At 61.8% G+C, this 15795-nt stretch carries 14 protein-coding genes; all 14 read left to right on the forward strand.

Annotation, left to right across the window (positions count from 1 at the left end; all coding sequences use genetic code 11):
- Nucleotides 1–4 precede the first annotated feature (4 nt).
- On the forward strand, nucleotides 5–1309 hold the full coding sequence (gene nuoF, locus FHT79_RS20795) for an NADH-quinone oxidoreductase subunit NuoF (RefSeq protein ID WP_003547378.1): 1305 nt from the start codon (nucleotides 5–7) through the stop codon (nucleotides 1307–1309).
- 2 nt (nucleotides 1310–1311) lie between these two features.
- On the forward strand, nucleotides 1312–2049 hold the full coding sequence (locus FHT79_RS20800) for an NADH-ubiquinone oxidoreductase (protein ID WP_048338651.1): 738 nt from the start codon (nucleotides 1312–1314) through the stop codon (nucleotides 2047–2049).
- A gap of 218 nt (nucleotides 2050–2267) precedes the next feature.
- Complete coding sequence (gene nuoG, locus FHT79_RS20805; RefSeq protein WP_048338650.1) at nucleotides 2268–4349, forward strand: NADH-quinone oxidoreductase subunit NuoG; 2082 nt, start codon at nucleotides 2268–2270, stop codon at nucleotides 4347–4349.
- 12 nt (nucleotides 4350–4361) lie between these two features.
- A complete protein-coding gene (gene nuoH, locus FHT79_RS20810; protein ID WP_047616518.1) occupies nucleotides 4362–5405 on the forward strand; it encodes an NADH-quinone oxidoreductase subunit NuoH in 1044 nt (347 codons plus the stop codon).
- Nucleotides 5406–5445: 40 nt separating this feature from the next.
- Nucleotides 5446–5937 (forward strand): NADH-quinone oxidoreductase subunit NuoI, encoded by a 492-nt coding sequence (gene nuoI / locus FHT79_RS20815; RefSeq protein ID WP_003547385.1) that lies wholly within the window; start codon nucleotides 5446–5448, stop codon nucleotides 5935–5937.
- 141 nt (nucleotides 5938–6078) lie between these two features.
- Nucleotides 6079–6693, forward strand: a complete 615-nt coding sequence (locus FHT79_RS20820) for an NADH-quinone oxidoreductase subunit J (RefSeq protein WP_047616520.1) — start codon at nucleotides 6079–6081, stop codon at nucleotides 6691–6693.
- Between the two features lie 23 nt (nucleotides 6694–6716).
- Nucleotides 6717–7025 (forward strand): NADH-quinone oxidoreductase subunit NuoK, encoded by a 309-nt coding sequence (gene nuoK, locus FHT79_RS20825; protein ID WP_003547388.1) that lies wholly within the window; start codon nucleotides 6717–6719, stop codon nucleotides 7023–7025.
- A 7-nt stretch (nucleotides 7026–7032) separates the two neighbouring features.
- Nucleotides 7033–9033 carry an NADH-quinone oxidoreductase subunit L gene (gene nuoL, locus FHT79_RS20830; protein WP_183904019.1) on the forward strand — a complete coding sequence of 667 codons (2001 nt, stop codon included), beginning with the start codon at nucleotides 7033–7035 and terminating at the stop codon, nucleotides 9031–9033.
- Complete coding sequence (locus FHT79_RS20835; RefSeq protein WP_183904020.1) at nucleotides 9033–10544, forward strand: NADH-quinone oxidoreductase subunit M; 1512 nt, start codon at nucleotides 9033–9035, stop codon at nucleotides 10542–10544. Before nuoL ends, FHT79_RS20835 begins: the two co-directional genes overlap by 1 nt.
- A gap of 18 nt (nucleotides 10545–10562) precedes the next feature.
- On the forward strand, nucleotides 10563–12008 hold the full coding sequence (gene nuoN / locus FHT79_RS20840; protein ID WP_048338649.1) for an NADH-quinone oxidoreductase subunit NuoN: 1446 nt from the start codon (nucleotides 10563–10565) through the stop codon (nucleotides 12006–12008).
- On the forward strand, nucleotides 12008–12772 hold the full coding sequence (locus tag FHT79_RS20845) for a biotin--[acetyl-CoA-carboxylase] ligase (RefSeq protein WP_183904021.1): 765 nt from the start codon (nucleotides 12008–12010) through the stop codon (nucleotides 12770–12772). The genes nuoN and FHT79_RS20845 overlap by 1 nt, the downstream gene beginning before the upstream one ends.
- A gap of 17 nt (nucleotides 12773–12789) precedes the next feature.
- Nucleotides 12790–14460 (forward strand): ribonuclease J, encoded by a 1671-nt coding sequence (locus tag FHT79_RS20850; protein WP_183904022.1) that lies wholly within the window; start codon nucleotides 12790–12792, stop codon nucleotides 14458–14460.
- Between the two features lie 2 nt (nucleotides 14461–14462).
- Nucleotides 14463–14867 carry a methylmalonyl-CoA epimerase gene (mce, locus tag FHT79_RS20855; protein WP_183904023.1) on the forward strand — a complete coding sequence of 135 codons (405 nt, stop codon included), beginning with the start codon at nucleotides 14463–14465 and terminating at the stop codon, nucleotides 14865–14867.
- Nucleotides 14868–14980: 113 nt separating this feature from the next.
- Nucleotides 14981–15256, forward strand: a complete 276-nt coding sequence (locus tag FHT79_RS20860; protein ID WP_047616533.1) for a DUF1467 family protein — start codon at nucleotides 14981–14983, stop codon at nucleotides 15254–15256.
- Nucleotides 15257–15795 lie beyond the last annotated feature (539 nt).

The following is a 15795-nucleotide window of genomic DNA, read 5'->3' on the forward strand; positions in this document are numbered from 1 at the left end:
AAGCATGTTACAAGATAAAGACCGCATCTTTACCAACATCTACGGCCTCAAGGACAAGTCCCTGAAGGGCGCGATGAGCCGCGGCCACTGGGACGGCACCAAGCAGATCCTCGAAAAGGGCCGTGACTGGATCATCAACGAGATGAAGGCATCCGGCCTTCGCGGTCGCGGCGGCGCCGGCTTCCCCACGGGTCTCAAATGGTCCTTCATGCCGAAGGAAAGCGACGGACGCCCGCATTACCTCGTCGTCAACGCCGACGAATCCGAGCCCGGTACCTGCAAGGACCGCGACATCATGCGCCACGATCCGCATACGCTGATCGAAGGCTGCGTCATCGCGAGCTTCGCCATGGGCGCCAATGCGGCCTACATCTATGTGCGCGGCGAATATATAAGAGAGCGCGAGGCGCTGCAGGCGGCGATCGACGAATGCTATGATTACGGCCTGCTCGGCAAGAACAACAAGCTCGGCTGGGACATGGACATCTTCGTCCATCACGGCGCCGGCGCCTATATCTGCGGCGAGGAAACCGCGCTGCTCGAAAGCCTCGAAGGCAAGAAGGGCCAGCCGCGCCTGAAGCCGCCATTCCCGGCCAATATGGGCCTCTACGGCTGCCCGACGACCGTCAACAACGTCGAATCGATCGCTGTCGCGCCGACGATCCTGCGCCGCGGCGCCGGCTGGTTCTCCGCCATCGGCCGCCCGAACAATGTCGGCACCAAGCTGTTCATGCTCTCCGGCCACGTCAACAAGCCGTGCACGGTCGAAGAGGAAATGGGCATCACCTTCCGCGAGCTGGTCGATCGCCACGCCGGCGGCATTCGCGGCGGCTGGGACAATCTGCTCGCCGTCATTCCGGGCGGCGCATCCTGCCCGATCGTTCCTGCCAAGGACATCATCGACTGCCCGATGGATTTCGACGGCTTGCGCGGCGTCGGCTCCTCCTTCGGCACGGCGGCGGCGATCGTCATGGACAAGTCTACCGACGTCATCAAGGCGATCGCCCGCATCTCCGCCTTCTTCAAGCACGAGAGCTGCGGTCAGTGCACGCCGTGCCGCGAAGGCACGGGCTGGATGTGGCGGGTGATGGAACGCATGGCCAAGGGCAATGCCCAGAAGCGCGAAATCGACATGCTGTTCCAGGTGACCAAGCAGATCGAAGGCCACACCATCTGTGCGCTGGGCGACGCCGCCGCATGGCCGGTGCAGGGTCTGATCCGTAACTTCCGTCCCGAGATCGAAAAGCGCATCGACCAGTACACGGCGAGCGCGCTCGATCACGGCGCGGTTCTGGAGGCGGCTGAATAATCATGGCGGACAATGCATCCAAGGCTGGGAAGAAGGAAGAAGTCGCCGATTTCGCGGCCGGTTTCGGCCGCCTTGCCGCCGAGATGCTTGAAAATGCACAGGCGATGCCGGTGCATCCGCTGATGGCGCATCCGGCTGCAGCCTTTGCCGCGGCAACGGCGATCGGCTTCGGTTTCTCGACGCAGATGGCCGGCGCCTTCTTCGGGGCCTGGCAGAGCGCCCTGGAAACCACGAGCAAGGTCGCGGCCGCTCTCGATGACACGCCGCCGGACGAGCCGGCGCTCGATGTCGATATCCAGCCGGAGAATATTCGCCCTGCCGTCAAGGCTTTCACCAAGCCGGCGGCCGGGAAGAAGGCAGGGCCGACACTGACTGTCGTCAGGCCGGTCAGCGAGCCGATCCCGGCCAGCCAGACGAAGCCGGTCAGTGAAGCGAAGTCAGTCGGCCAAACGAAGTCGGTCAGCGATACGAAGCCGGGCCAGCTGAAGCCGGCCGTGAAGGCAAAACCGGCTGCGCGGGCTGTCAAGGCCGACGATCTCAAGCTGATCGCCGGCATCGGCCCGAAGCTGGAGCAGGTGCTGAACGCCAAGGGCATTCGCAGCTTCGCCGAGATTGCCGCCTGGACCGACGCGGAAATCGCCCGGCTCGACGCCGAACTCGGCTTCAACGGCCGCATCGGCCGTGACGACTGGACCGGTCAGGCAAAAGTTCTGGCAGGGCGGGGCCGCAGGAAGAAATGAACTGACCGGCCGTGTCAATCGGCCGGAAGAATGGGCAGATCGGCGGACGGGCGGGGGCCTTTCGATGCCGGTGCGGGTTCCGGGTCTGGAACGCGTGACAGAGAATTTCGGCGACATCCGGTGTCGGCAGGACGAAAGATCCGGCTTGGCAATGAGAATGTTGCAAAAATGGGTTTGTTTGCCGTCATCAGGCAAACGGGAAACAGGACTGAGCGACGATGGCAAAACTGAAGATTGACGGCAACGAGATCGAAGTTCCGGATCATTTCACGCTATTGCAGGCGTGTGAGGATGCCGGCGCCGAGGTTCCGCGCTTCTGCTTCCACGAGCGCCTGTCGGTTGCCGGCAATTGCCGCATGTGCCTCGTCGAGGTGAAGGGTGGCCCGCCGAAGCCGCAGGCTTCCTGCGCCATGAGCGTGCGCGACATTCGCGGCGGCCCGAACGGCGAACTGCCCGAGGTCTTCACCAACACCCCGATGGTCAAGAAGGCCCGCGAAGGCGTGATGGAATTCCTGCTGATCAACCATCCGCTGGATTGCCCGATCTGCGACCAGGGCGGCGAATGCGACCTGCAGGACCAGGCGATGGCCTTCGGCATCGACACCTCGCGCTATCAAGAAGACAAGCGCGCCGTCGAAGACAAGTATATCGGCCCGCTCGTCAAGACGGTGATGAACCGCTGCATCCACTGCACGCGCTGCGTTCGCTTCACGACGGAGGTTGCCGGCATTTCCGAACTCGGCCTGATCGGCCGTGGCGAGGATGCCGAGATCACCACCTATCTCGAACAGGCGATGACCTCCGAGCTGCAGGGCAACGTCGTTGACCTTTGCCCGGTCGGCGCGCTCACCTCCAAGCCCTTCGCCTTCACCGCGCGCCCGTGGGAATTGAACAAGACCGAATCGATCGACGTCATGGATGCCGTCGGTTCGGCGATCCGCGTCGACACCCGTGGCCGCGAAGTCATGCGAATCCTGCCGCGCGTCAACGAGGCGATCAACGAAGAGTGGATCTCAGACAAGAGCCGCTTCATCTGGGACGGACTGAAGACCCAGCGCCTCGATCGGCCCTATGTGCGCCGCGACGGCCGCCTGCAGCCCGCCACCTGGGCCGAAGCCTTCGGCGCCATCAAGGCCGCCGTCAGCGCCACTTCGGGCGACAAGATCGGCGCGATCGCGGGCGATCTCGCTTCCGTCGAGGAAATGTATGCGCTCTCCGAACTGGTGAAGTCGCTGGGCTCGACCAATCTCGACTGTCGCCAGGATGGGGCGGCACTCGATCCGTCGCTCGGCCGCGCAAGCTACCTGTTCAACCCGACCATTTCGGGCATCGACCAGGCCGATGCGCTGTTGATCATCGGCGCCAATCCGCGCTTCGAGGCGGCGATCCTCAATGCCCGCATCCGCAAGCGCTGGCGCCGCGGCAAGTTCCCGATCGGCGTCATCGGCGAGCCGGGCGAGCTGCGCTACAGCTATGATTACCTCGGCGGCGGTCCCGACACGCTGAAGGATCTGATCGACGGCAACCACGCTTTCGCTGACGTGCTGAAGAACGCCGCCAAGCCGATGATCATCATCGGCCAGGGCGCGCTGTCGCGCACCGACGGCGCCGGCGTTCTCGCCAGTGCCGCCAAGCTCGCCGGTTCGGTCGGCGCAGTCGTCGAAGGCTGGAACGGCTTTGCCGTCCTCCATACCGCAGCCTCCCGTGTCGGCGGCCTCGACCTCGGCTTCGTGCCGGGTGCTGCCGGCGTCAATGCCGCCGAAATGCTGAGCGCGATGGACGTGCTCTTCCTGCTTGGCGCCGACGAACTCGATTTCGCCGCCAAGAAGGCCAGGCTCACCGTCTATATCGGCTCGCATGGCGACAACGGCGCGCATCATGCCGACGTCATCCTGCCGGCTGCAGCCTATACCGAAAAGTCCGGCACCTGGGTCAACACCGAGGGCCGCGTCCAGATGGGCAACCGCGCCGGCTTTGCGCCGGGGGATGCCCGCGAAGACTGGGCGATCATCCGCGCCCTGTCTGACGTGCTCGGCAAGAAGCTTCCCTTCGATTCGCTGAGTGAACTGCGCGTCCGGCTCTATGCCGCTTTCCCGCATTTCGCCGCCATCGACGAGATCGCCGAAAGCGATAGCGCCCAAATTGCCGCAGTTGCGAAAAAAGCCGGCAAGATGAACAAATCCGGGTTTGCGTCGCCGGTCAAAGACTTCTATTTGACGAACCCGATAGCGCGCGCCTCGGCTGTCATGGCGGAGTGCTCGGCATTGGCCCGCAACAACTTCAAAGTCGCGGCAGAGTAAGGGCAGGGGACTATGGATTCTTTCTTTTCGACCTATGTCTGGCCGGCGATCATCATGATCGGTCAATCGCTGCTGCTTCTGGTCTGCCTGCTCGTCTTCATCGCCTATGTGCTGCTCGCCGACCGCAAGATCTGGGCGGCCGTGCAGCTGCGCCGCGGCCCGAACGTCGTCGGTCCCTTCGGCCTGTTCCAGTCCTTCGCCGACCTTCTGAAGTTCGTCTTCAAGGAGCCGATCATTCCGGCCGGCGCCAACAAGGCGGTGTTCCTGCTGGCCCCGCTGGTGACGGTGCTTCTGGCGCTGTCCACCTGGGCGGTGGTGCCGCTCGCCGACGGATGGGTGATCGCCAACATCAATGTCGGCATCCTCTATATTTTCGCCATCTCCTCGCTCGAGGTTTACGGCATCATCATGGGCGGCTGGGCTTCGAACTCGAAGTATCCCTTCCTCGGCGCGCTGCGCTCGGCGGCACAGATGGTGTCCTATGAAGTCTCGATCGGCTTCGTCATCGTCACCGTGCTTCTCTGCGTCGGCTCGCTGAACCTGACCGATATCGTCAATGCCCAGCATACCGGCCTCGGCACCATGCTCGGCCTGCCGTCGTCGTTCCTCGACTGGCACTGGCTGTCGCTCTTCCCGATGTTCATCATCTTCTTCATTTCGGCGCTCGCCGAGACGAACCGTCCGCCCTTCGACCTTCCGGAAGCCGAATCGGAACTCGTCGCCGGCTTCATGGTCGAATACGGCTCCTCGCCATACATGATGTTCATGCTCGGCGAATATGCCGCCGTCGTCCTGATGTGCTCGCTGACGACCATCCTTTTCCTTGGCGGCTGGCTGCCGCCGGTCGATTTCTGGCTCATCAATTGGGTGCCGGGCATCATCTGGTTCATGCTGAAGGCCTGCTTCGTGTTCTTCATGTTCGCGATGGTCAAGGCTTTCGTTCCGCGTTACCGCTACGACCAGCTCATGCGCCTCGGCTGGAAGGTCTTCCTGCCGCTGTCGCTCGCCATGGTCGTCATCGTTGCATTCGTGCTGAAACTGACGGGTTGGGCATGATCATGCCCGCTCTCGTTTCCGGCAAAATTGGAGGTTGAAGATGGCAAGCTTGTCCGGCTCCATCAGCTCGCTGTTTCTCAAGGAATTCGTCGGCGCGTTCTTTCTGTCGATGCGCTATTTCTTCCGCCAGAAGGCGACGATCAACTATCCCTTCGAAAAGGGTCCGGTCTCCCCGCGTTTCCGCGGCGAGCATGCGCTGCGCCGTTATCCGAACGGCGAGGAACGCTGCATCGCCTGCAAGCTCTGCGAGGCGATCTGTCCTGCCCAGGCGATCACCATCGAGGCGGGTCCCCGCCGCAATGACGGCACGCGCCGCACGGTGCGTTACGACATCGACATGGTGAAGTGCATCTATTGCGGCTTCTGCCAGGAAGCCTGCCCGGTCGACGCGATCGTCGAAGGCCCGAATTTCGAATTTGCGACGGAAACCCGCGAAGAGCTTTATTTCGACAAGGCGCGGCTTCTGGACAACGGAGACCGGTGGGAGCGCGAAATCGCCCGCAACATCGCGATCGACTCGCCGTACCGCTGATTGAGATTTGAAATGCCGCGATGGAGCAACGGCTCCGATCGCGGTCAATATGCACAGGAGCCTTGCCGGTTCGCGCCGCGCAAAGCTCTATCGGGCAGGGAAACTCCCGGCTGCCCGGGGGAAGATGAAAAAGGCACCAACATGGGTCTGCAGGCTCTATTTTTCTATCTTTTCGCCTTTGTCGCGGTGGCGTCGGCGTTCATGGTCATCTGGGCGAAGAACCCGGTTCACTCGGTTCTGTTCCTGATCCTGGTGTTCTTCAACGCGGCCGGCCTCTTCCTGCTGCTCGGTGCCGAATTCCTGGCGATGATCCTGCTGGTCGTCTATGTCGGCGCCGTCGCCGTGCTCTTCCTCTTCGTGGTGATGATGCTCGATATCGACTTCACCGAACTGAGGGCCGGCGTTCTCGAATATGCGCCGATCGGCGGGCTGATCGGGGTGATCCTGGCGGCCGAACTGATCGTCGTCATCGGCGGCAGCGTCATCTCGCCTGAGATCGCCAAATCGGTCGCCATGCCGATACCGGCATTGACGGAGCGCACCAATACGGCCGCCCTCGGCGACGTGCTCTACACCAACTACGTCTATTTCTTCCAGATCGCCGGTCTGGTGCTGCTGGTGGCCATGATCGGCGCGATCGTGCTGACGCTCAGGCACCGCACCAACATCAAGCGGCAGAATATTCCCAGGCAGGTTGCCCGCACGCCCGCCACCGCCGTCGAGGTGGTGTCGGTCAAGCCCGGGCAGGGCGTCTAAAGGCAGGTCAAGGAACAAAGAACATGGTCATCGGACTTTCCCACTACCTGACGGTCAGCGCCATCCTCTTCACGCTCGGCGTCTTCGGCATCTTCCTGAACCGGAAGAATGTCATCGTCATCCTGATGTCGATCGAACTGATCCTGCTTGCCGTCAACATCAACATGGTCGCCTTCTCCTCCTTCCTGAACGACATCGTCGGCCAGGTCTTCGCGCTGTTCATCTTGACGGTCGCGGCAGCCGAAGCGGCGATCGGTCTTGCAATTCTCGTTGTCTTCTACCGCAACCGCGGCTCGATCGCGGTCGAAGACGTCAATATGATGAAGGGCTGAGTGGCTCATGTTCCTCTATAAGGCTATCGTCTTTCTTCCCTTGATCGGTGCGATCGTCGCCGGCCTCTTCGGCCGCGCCATCGGCGCCAAGGCTTCGGAATATGTCACCAGCGGCCTGATGATCATCGCCGCCATCCTGTCCTGGGTTGTCTTCTTCACGGTCGGCATGGGCCACGCCGAAGGCGGCCCGATCAAGGTCGAGGTGCTGCGCTGGATCCAGTCCGGCGGCATCGACGTCTCCTGGTCGTTGCGCGTCGATACGCTGACCTCGGTGATGCTGATCGTCGTCAACACGGTCTCGACGCTGGTGCATGTCTATTCGATCGGTTACATGCACACCGATCCGCACCGCCCGCGCTTCTTCGCCTATCTCTCGCTCTTCACCTTCGCCATGCTGATGCTGGTAACCGCCGACAACCTTGCGCAGATGTTCTTCGGCTGGGAAGGCGTCGGTCTCGCCTCCTATCTGCTGATCGGCTTCTGGTTCAAGAAGCCGTCGGCGACGGCTGCGGCGATGAAGGCCTTCATCGTCAACCGCGTCGGCGACTTCGGCTTCGTGCTCGGCATTGCCGGCGTCTTCGTGCTGTTCGGCTCGATCAATTTCGACACGATCTTCGCCAATGCCTCGAACTTCGCCCCGCATGAAGGCGGCGGCGAGGCGGGCGAGGTGATCCTGAACCTGTTCGGCATGCAGCTTGACAAGGCGCATGCGCTGACCGGCATCTGCCTGCTGCTGTTCATGGGCGCGATGGGCAAGTCGGCGCAGTTCCTGCTGCACACCTGGCTGCCTGATGCCATGGAAGGCCCGACCCCGGTCTCGGCCCTCATCCATGCCGCCACCATGGTCACCGCCGGCGTCTTCCTCGTCGCCCGCATGTCGCCGCTCTTCGAACTGTCGCACGATGCACTCGTCGTCGTCACCGTGATCGGCGCGATCACCGCCTTCTTCGCGGCCACCGTCGGCTTGGTGCAGAACGACATCAAGCGCGTCATCGCCTATTCCACCTGCTCGCAGCTCGGCTACATGTTCGTGGCGCTCGGGGTAGGGGCCTATGGCGCGGCGATCTTCCACCTCTTCACGCACGCCTTCTTCAAGGCGCTGCTTTTCCTCTGCGCCGGCTCGGTCATCCATGCCGTCGATGGCGAGCAGGACATGCGCTACATGGGCGGCCTGCGGCCGCACATTAAGTGGACGTTCCGTATGATGATCATCGGCACGTTGGCGATCACCGGCGTCGGCATTCCCTTCACGCCGTTCGGTCTTGCCGGCTTCTTCTCCAAGGACGTGATCATCGAGGCGACCTATGCATCGCATTCGCCGGTCTCGGGCTTCGCCTTCGCGCTGCTCGTCATCGCCGCTCTATTCACCAGCTTCTATTCTTGGCGCCTGATCTTCATGACCTTCTATGGAAAGCCGCGCGCCTCGCACGAGGTCATGCACCACGTCCACGAGTCGCCGCAGGTCATGCTGGTGCCGCTCTATATCCTCGCGCTCGGCGCGGTGCTTGCGGGCGTGATCTTCGAAGGCCGGTTCTATGGCGAGGAATATGCCGAGTTCTGGAAGGGCGCGCTCTTTACTGGCGCCGAGAACGAACTGGTCGAAGAGTTCCACCATGTGCCGGCGCTCGTGGCTTTGAGCCCGTTCATCGCCATGGTGCTCGGCTTCGTCACGGCCTGGTACATGTATATCCGCTCGCCGCAGACGCCGCGCATCCTGGCGCAGCAGCATCGCGTGCTCTACCAGTTCCTGTTGAACAAGTGGTATTTCGACGAGCTCTACGACTTCCTCTTCGTCCGCACCGCCAAGGCGCTCGGCCGCTTCCTGTGGAAGAAGGGTGATGTCGGCGTCATCGACACCTACGGCCCGAACGGCGTCGCCGCCCGCGTCGTCGCCGTCACCGACCGCGTCGTCCGCCTGCAGACCGGTTACCTCTATCACTACGCCTTCGCCATGCTGATCGGCATTGCGGCGCTCGTTACCTGGATGATGCTCGGGAGTTCCTTCTGATGACCGATTGGCCTATTCTTTCAACGGTCACCTTCCTGCCGCTCGTCGGCGTGGTGCTCCTGATATTGATGAACGGCGAGAGCGAAACCGGCCGGAAGAACGTGCTGTGGATCTCGCTGATCACCACGGTCTTCACCTTCGTCGTATCGCTCTTCATCTGGACTGGCTTCGACAATGCCAATCCGGGCTTCCAGATGGTCGAGAAGCATAACTGGCTCGGCACCGGCATCGGCTACCACGTCGGCGTCGACGGCATCTCGATGCTGTTCGTCATCCTGTCGACCTTCCTCATGCCCTTCTGCGTGCTGGCGAGCTGGCTCTCGATCGAGAAGCGCCTGAAGGAATATATGATCGCCTTCCTCATCCTGGAAACGATGATGGTCGGCGTCTTCGTCTCGCTCGATATCGTGCTGTTCTACGTTTTCTTCGAAGCGGGCCTCATTCCGATGTTCCTGATCATCGGCGTGTGGGGCGGCAAGGACCGCGTCTATGCGAGCTACAAGTTCTTCCTCTATACGCTGCTCGGCTCGGTGCTGATGCTGCTCGCCATCATGGCGATGTATTGGCAGGCCGGCACGACCGACATCACCGCGCTGCTCGCCTACAAATTCCCGCCGGCGCTGCAGACCTGGTTATGGCTTGCCTTCTTCGCCTCCTTCGCGGTGAAGATGCCGATGTGGCCGGTCCATACCTGGCTTCCCGATGCCCACGTTCAGGCGCCGACGGCAGGCTCGGTGATCCTGGCCGGCGTGCTCCTGAAGCTCGGCGGCTACGGTCTCATCCGCTTCTCACTCGGCATGTTCCCGGTCGCCTCCGACTATTTCGCGCCGCTCGTCTTCGCCATGTCGGTGATTGCCATCATCTATACCTCGCTGGTGGCGATGATGCAGGACGACATCAAGAAGCTGATCGCCTATTCCTCCGTGGCCCATATGGGCTACGTGACCATGGGCATCTTTGCGGCCAACATGCAGGGCGTTCAGGGCTCGATCTTCCAGATGCTGTCGCACGGCATCGTCTCCGGCGCGCTCTTCCTCTGCGTCGGCGTCGTCTACGACCGCACGCACACCCGCGAGATCAACGCCTATGGCGGCCTCGTCAACAACATGCCGAAATATGCCGTCGCGATGATGGTCTTCACCATGGCCAATGTCGGGCTTCCCGGCACGTCGGGCTTCATCGGCGAATTCCTGACGCTGATGGGCGTCTTCCGGGTCAACACCTGGGTCGCGCTCTTTGCCGCCACCGGCGTCATCCTCTCGGCTGCCTACGCGCTCTGGCTTTATCGCCGGGTGATCTTCGGCGCGCTGGAGAAGGAGAAGCTGAAGGCGCTGCTCGATCTGTCGCCGCGCGAGCAGCTGATCCTTTACCCGCTGGTCGCGCTGACCATCTTCTTCGGCGTTTACCCGGCTCCGGTCTTCGATGCGACGGCCGCCTCGGTGGATCTGCTGGTCAACAACTACACGGCCGCCGTGCACGCAGCGCAGAATGTTGCGCTGTCTATGAAATGATGACGGGACTTATTGGACATGACCGCTGAAACTATTCTCCTCAGTCTGCATCTTTCCGCGCCGGAGCTCATCCTCGCGGTCGGCGCCCTTGTCCTGTTGATGGTCGGCGTCTTCTCAGGCGAGCGGTCGGGCCTTGTCGTCACCGGCCTCGCCATCGTCCTGCTCCTAGCCTCCGGCCTGTGGCTGCTCTTCGTGCCCGCAGAAGGTCTTGCTTATGGCGGCGTCTACATGGCCGACGGCTTCTCCCGCTTCATGAAGCTGGTGGCGCTGATCGGTTCGCTGGTGGCTCTGTTCATGACGATCGGCCATGCCCGCGAAAACCAGCTCGACAAGTTCGAGTTCCCGGTCCTGCTGGTGCTTGCGACCCTCGGCATCCTGCTGATGATCTCGGCCAACGACCTGATCTCGCTCTATCTGGCGCTGGAACTGCAGTCGCTGGCGCTCTATGTCGTCGCCGCGATCAACCGTGACAGCCTGAAGTCGACCGAAGCAGGGCTGAAATATTTCGTCCTCGGCGCGCTGTCCTCCGGCATGCTGCTCTACGGCATGTCGCTGGTCTATGGCTTCACCGGCCACACCCACTTCTCCGAGATCGCCCAGGCGCTGTCGGTCGAGGGTGCGCGTTCGCTCGGCCTCATCTTCGGCCTGGTCTTCATCCTCGCCGGCATTGCCTTCAAGATATCGGCCGTTCCCTTCCACATGTGGACGCCCGACGTGTATGAAGGCGCGCCGACGCCGGTTACCGCCTTCCTTGCCGCAGCCCCCAAGGTTGCCGCCATGGCGATGATGACCCGTATCGTCATCACCGCCTTCCAGCCGGTTCTGGCGGACTGGCAGCAGGTCGTCGTCTTCATCTCGATCGCCTCGATGCTGCTCGGCTCGTTTGCCGCCATCGGCCAGAAGAACATCAAGCGACTGATGGCCTATTCCTCGATCGGTCACATGGGTTATGCGCTGGTCGGCCTTGCCGCCGGCAACCAGACTGGCGTCACCGGCGTCATGCTTTATATGGTCATCTACATGGTCATGACGCTCGGCACCTTCGCGATCATCATGTCGATGCGCCGCAAGGACGGCACCGTCGTCGAGAATGTCGACGATCTCGCCGGCCTTTCCACAACGAACCCGTTCATGGCCGTCGTGCTGACGGCGCTGATGTTCTCGCTCGCCGGCATCCCGCCGCTCGCCGGCTTCTTCGCCAAGTACTTCGTCTTTGTCGCCGCCATCGAAGCCAAGCTCTATGCGCTCGCCATCATCGGCGTTCTCGCCTCGGTCGTCGGCGCGTACTATTATCTGCGGGTCATCAAGCTGATGTGGTTCGATGAAGCGACCGGCGAATTCGCCCGCGTCTCCGGTGCGCTGCGTCTGGTCTTCGGTCTCTCCGGCCTGTTCGTCACCGTCTATGTCCTCATCGGCGGTCCGATCGGCGGTGCGGCAGAGCTTGCCGCCGCGACGCTCTTTTGATGGCTCCCGACGGGCGGCGCCGGATATCGCTCGGCGATTTCAGGCACGAGGCTCTGTCGGAGACATCGTCCACCAACAGCGAATGCCTTGCCCGGGCCCGGGCGGGCGACGGCGGTAATCTCTGGGTGACCGCCGAAAGGCAGACCGGCGGCCGCGGCCGCCGCGGCAGGCTCTGGGTTTCCGAACGCGGCAATCTCTACGCTTCGCTTCTGCTGATCGACCCGGCGCCGATGGAGCGCCTGAGCTCCCTGCCGCTGGCCGTTGCCGTTGCCGTACACCAGGCGATCCGCATGGTGCTGCCTCCGGGCGCCGAGCCGCTCGAGGTCAAATGGCCGAACGATATTCTTATCGGCCGAAAGAAGACCTGCGGCATCCTCGTCGAAGGCGAGAGGCTGCCGGACGGCCGTTACGCGCTGATTGTCGGCATCGGCATCAATGTCTCGGTGATGCCGGATAATCCGCTCTACCCCGTCACCTGCCTGCGTCAGCAGGGAAGTGCGGCCTCTCCGGAGGAACTCTTCGCCCATCTCTTCGCCGCAATGGCTGAAGTGCTTGATCTATGGGACGAGGGCCGCGGCATCGGCGAGATCACGGCGCTCTGGCGCGCCATCGCCTGCGGCATCGGCGAAAAGATTACGGTGAATTTGCCGGACCGATCGATTTCCGGACAATTCGCCGGAATTGATGATAATGGCTTGTTGATGCTCGATACCGGCGCTGGCAGGATAGTGCCCATTGCCGCCGGTGATGTGTTTTTTGGATAGCGGAACAAACGAAAATTATGGCGAAACAGGACGAACTGGTATTCCTGCCTCTGGGCGGCGTTGGCGAGATTGGCATGAATCTCGCTCTTTATGGCTACGGCCCGCCCGAGCACCGCCAGTGGATCATGGTCGATTGCGGCGTCACCTTTCCCGGCCCCGACCTGCCGGGCGTCGACCTCGTGCTGCCCGATATCCGCTTCCTCGCCAGCGAGCGGAAGAACCTCAAGGCGATCATCATCACCCACGCGCATGAAGACCATTACGGCGCGCTGGCCGATCTCTGGCCCGGCCTCAATGTGCCGGTCTATGCGTCGGGCTTTACTGCAGGTCTGCTCGAAGCCAAGCGCAATTTCGAGAAGGCGACGATCGGCGAAGTGCCGGTGACGCGGTTCAAGGCGGGCGATACGATCAATGTCGGCCCCTTCAGCATCGAAGGCGTGGCCGTCAACCATTCGATCCCCGAACCGATGTCGCTCATGATCCGCACGCCGGTCGGCAATGTCATCCATACCGGCGACTGGAAGATCGACCACGAGCCTTCGCTCGGGCCGCTGACCGACGAGACACGTTTCCGCCAGCTCGGCGACGAGGGCGTGCTGGCGCTGATGTGCGATTCCACCAATGCGCTGCGCGACGGTGTTTCGCCCTCCGAGAAGGATGTGTCCGAAAGCCTGCGCAAGATCATCGAGAATGCCGAGGGCAGGGTGGCGATCACCACCTTCTCGTCGAATGTCGGGCGCATCCGTACCGTTGCCGAGGCCGCCGAGGCGGCCGGCCGCGAAGTGCTGCTGCTCGGCAGCTCGCTGAAGCGCGTCGTCGATGTCGCCCAGGATATCGGCCTGATGGAAGGCGTGAAGCCCTTCATCTCCGAGGAGGAATACGGCTATATCCCGCGCGACAAGGTCGTCGTCATCCTGACCGGCAGCCAGGGCGAGGCACGGGCAGCCCTTGCCAAGCTCTCCCGCGACGAAATGCGCAATGTGGCCTTTGCGGCAGGCGATATCGTCGTCTTTTCCTCGCGCGCCATTCCCGGCAACGAGAAGGCGATCCAGGATATCAAGAACGGCCTCGTCGAGCAGGGCGTGCACATCATCACCGATACCGAGGCGCTGGTCCACGTGTCCGGCCATCCCCGCCGCAACGAGTTGCAGCGGATGTATGAGTGGACGCGGCCGAAGATCGTCGTGCCGGTGCATGGCGAGGCGACGCATCTGACGGCGCACAAGGAATTGGCCGAGCAATCCGGGATCGCGATCGTGCCGCGCGTGCGCAACGGCGATATCCTGCGACTGGCGCCCGGTCCCGTCGAGGTGATTGGCGAAGCGCCACATGGCCGCATTTATAAGGACGGCACGCTGATCGGCGATTTCGACGAGATGGGCATCGGCGAGCGCAAGAAGCTCTCCTATGTCGGCCATGTCGCCGTCAACGTCGTGCTCGACGCCCGCTATGACATCGTCGGCGATCCCGATCTCGTGTCGATCGGCCTGCCGGTCTATGACGACGAGGGCGAGGAGATGGAAGATACGCTGTTCGACGCGGCGGTCAGCGCCATTGAAAGCATTCCGCGCGCCCGCCGCAAGGATATCGACATGCTGCAGGAGGCCGTGCGCCGCGCCATCCGCTCGGCCGCCAATCACGCCTGGGGTAAGAAGCCCGTCGTCACCGCCTTCGTCACCAAGGTCTGATCATGCTCGGCCGGGTCAACCATATCGCCATCGCCGTTCCCGATCTGGCAGTGGCGACGGCCGCCTATCGCGACACGCTGGGGGCTGCGGTATCGCAGCCGCAGGCTCTGCCGGAGCACGGCGTCACCGTCGTCTTCGTCGAACTGCCGAACACCAAGGTCGAATTGTTGCAGCCGCTGGGTGACGCTTCGCCGATCGCAGCCTTCCTCGAAAAGAACCCGTCCGGCGGCATGCACCACATCTGCTACGAAGTGGACGATATTCTTCTCGCCCGTGACCGGCTGGTCGAGGCGGGTGCCAGAGTGCTCGGCGATATCAAGCCGAAGACCGGCGCGCATGGCAAGCCGGTGCTCTTTCTGCATCCCAAGGATTTCTTTGGCACGCTGATCGAACTTGAACAGGCCTGACCCCTGCTGCGGCAGAGTGACCCGAAGGCGACTAAACGCTTCGCTCGCTTTGAGTTGGTCGCCATTCCGCCGTATAAGGACGCGATATCAGCGCGACATCAACGGGACCGATAATGCTCGAGATCTTTCTTCAGGGATTTGCCGTCTACTTCATCATCTGGTGGATGACGCTTTTCGCCGTTCTGCCGATCGGCCTGCGCACCCAGGCGGAAGACAATGATGTCGTGCTCGGCACCGTTCCGAGTGCGCCCGCCCGGTTTCGCGCCGCTTTCGTCTTTTCGCTGACGACGCTGATTTCGGCTGTGATCTACGGCCTCTGGTACGTTTGCGACACCTATTTCGGTTGGGGCTTCGACGCCCTGCCGCAACTCGGTCCCAGCTTCTATTGAAGCGTGGCTTTTGCTCAAACTTTGAGCATATGCAAATCTATGGAAAAGCGAATTTCGTCATACCGGCGTCATGCTGTTGCGGCACAGAGCTGACGTAACGGAATGAGGGTCATCCCCTACGGAAGCTGCGGGTTTCGTGGATGAGGTGAAAAGCCGAAAAGCCAAAAAAAAACAAGGCTAGAAGCCTTGTTTTAAGTATCGCGTGATCTGTAACCGTTGCCGGGGCTGCGACGAGCGCGCCTAAGATCTGATCCTCCCAAGACTTGACCGCGAATTCGGCAAGAATTTATCCTTCCTGCCTGTTTTGTGAGCTAAAGCTAGCTCAAACATTGGGCTTTGTCATCAGCTTTTTTTGCATTTTTGCTACACTCTAGCAAAATTTTTCTGTTGACAAGATTTTCGTTCAAGTCCTTATAAACACGCGCTTTTTCTGGCCCGTTCATTTTGCGGGTGCGAACATGCGCTTCCGGGAGGTTGCCAACATCCGTTGCGGGTTTCCTTCCTGCCGCGAAGCGGCTATGAACGCTCCCACGTCAACA

Source organism: Rhizobium sp. BK212 (assembly GCF_014197475.1).
GTDB lineage: Bacteria > Pseudomonadota > Alphaproteobacteria > Rhizobiales > Rhizobiaceae > Rhizobium > Rhizobium anhuiense.

What these genes read in the sequence shown, in the direction of transcription:
- nuoF (WP_003547378.1), top strand. Translation starts at nt 5, where the DNA reads ATGTTACAAGATAAAGACCGCATCTTTACCAACATCTACGGCCTCAAG.
- mce (WP_183904023.1), top strand. Translation starts at nt 14,463, where the DNA reads ATGCTCGGCCGGGTCAACCATATCGCCATCGCCGTTCCCGATCTGGCA.
- nuoG (WP_048338650.1), top strand. Translation starts at nt 2,268, where the DNA reads ATGGCAAAACTGAAGATTGACGGCAACGAGATCGAAGTTCCGGATCAT.
- nuoN (WP_048338649.1), top strand. Translation starts at nt 10,563, where the DNA reads ATGACCGCTGAAACTATTCTCCTCAGTCTGCATCTTTCCGCGCCGGAG.
- nuoL (WP_183904019.1), top strand. Translation starts at nt 7,033, where the DNA reads ATGTTCCTCTATAAGGCTATCGTCTTTCTTCCCTTGATCGGTGCGATC.
- nuoI (WP_003547385.1), top strand. Translation starts at nt 5,446, where the DNA reads ATGGCAAGCTTGTCCGGCTCCATCAGCTCGCTGTTTCTCAAGGAATTC.
- FHT79_RS20850 (WP_183904022.1), top strand. Translation starts at nt 12,790, where the DNA reads ATGGCGAAACAGGACGAACTGGTATTCCTGCCTCTGGGCGGCGTTGGC.
- FHT79_RS20800 (WP_048338651.1), top strand. Translation starts at nt 1,312, where the DNA reads ATGGCGGACAATGCATCCAAGGCTGGGAAGAAGGAAGAAGTCGCCGAT.
- FHT79_RS20835 (WP_183904020.1), top strand. Translation starts at nt 9,033, where the DNA reads ATGACCGATTGGCCTATTCTTTCAACGGTCACCTTCCTGCCGCTCGTC.
- FHT79_RS20860 (WP_047616533.1), top strand. Translation starts at nt 14,981, where the DNA reads ATGCTCGAGATCTTTCTTCAGGGATTTGCCGTCTACTTCATCATCTGG.
- FHT79_RS20820 (WP_047616520.1), top strand. Translation starts at nt 6,079, where the DNA reads ATGGGTCTGCAGGCTCTATTTTTCTATCTTTTCGCCTTTGTCGCGGTG.
- FHT79_RS20845 (WP_183904021.1), top strand. Translation starts at nt 12,008, where the DNA reads ATGGCTCCCGACGGGCGGCGCCGGATATCGCTCGGCGATTTCAGGCAC.
- nuoK (WP_003547388.1), top strand. Translation starts at nt 6,717, where the DNA reads ATGGTCATCGGACTTTCCCACTACCTGACGGTCAGCGCCATCCTCTTC.
- nuoH (WP_047616518.1), top strand. Translation starts at nt 4,362, where the DNA reads ATGGATTCTTTCTTTTCGACCTATGTCTGGCCGGCGATCATCATGATC.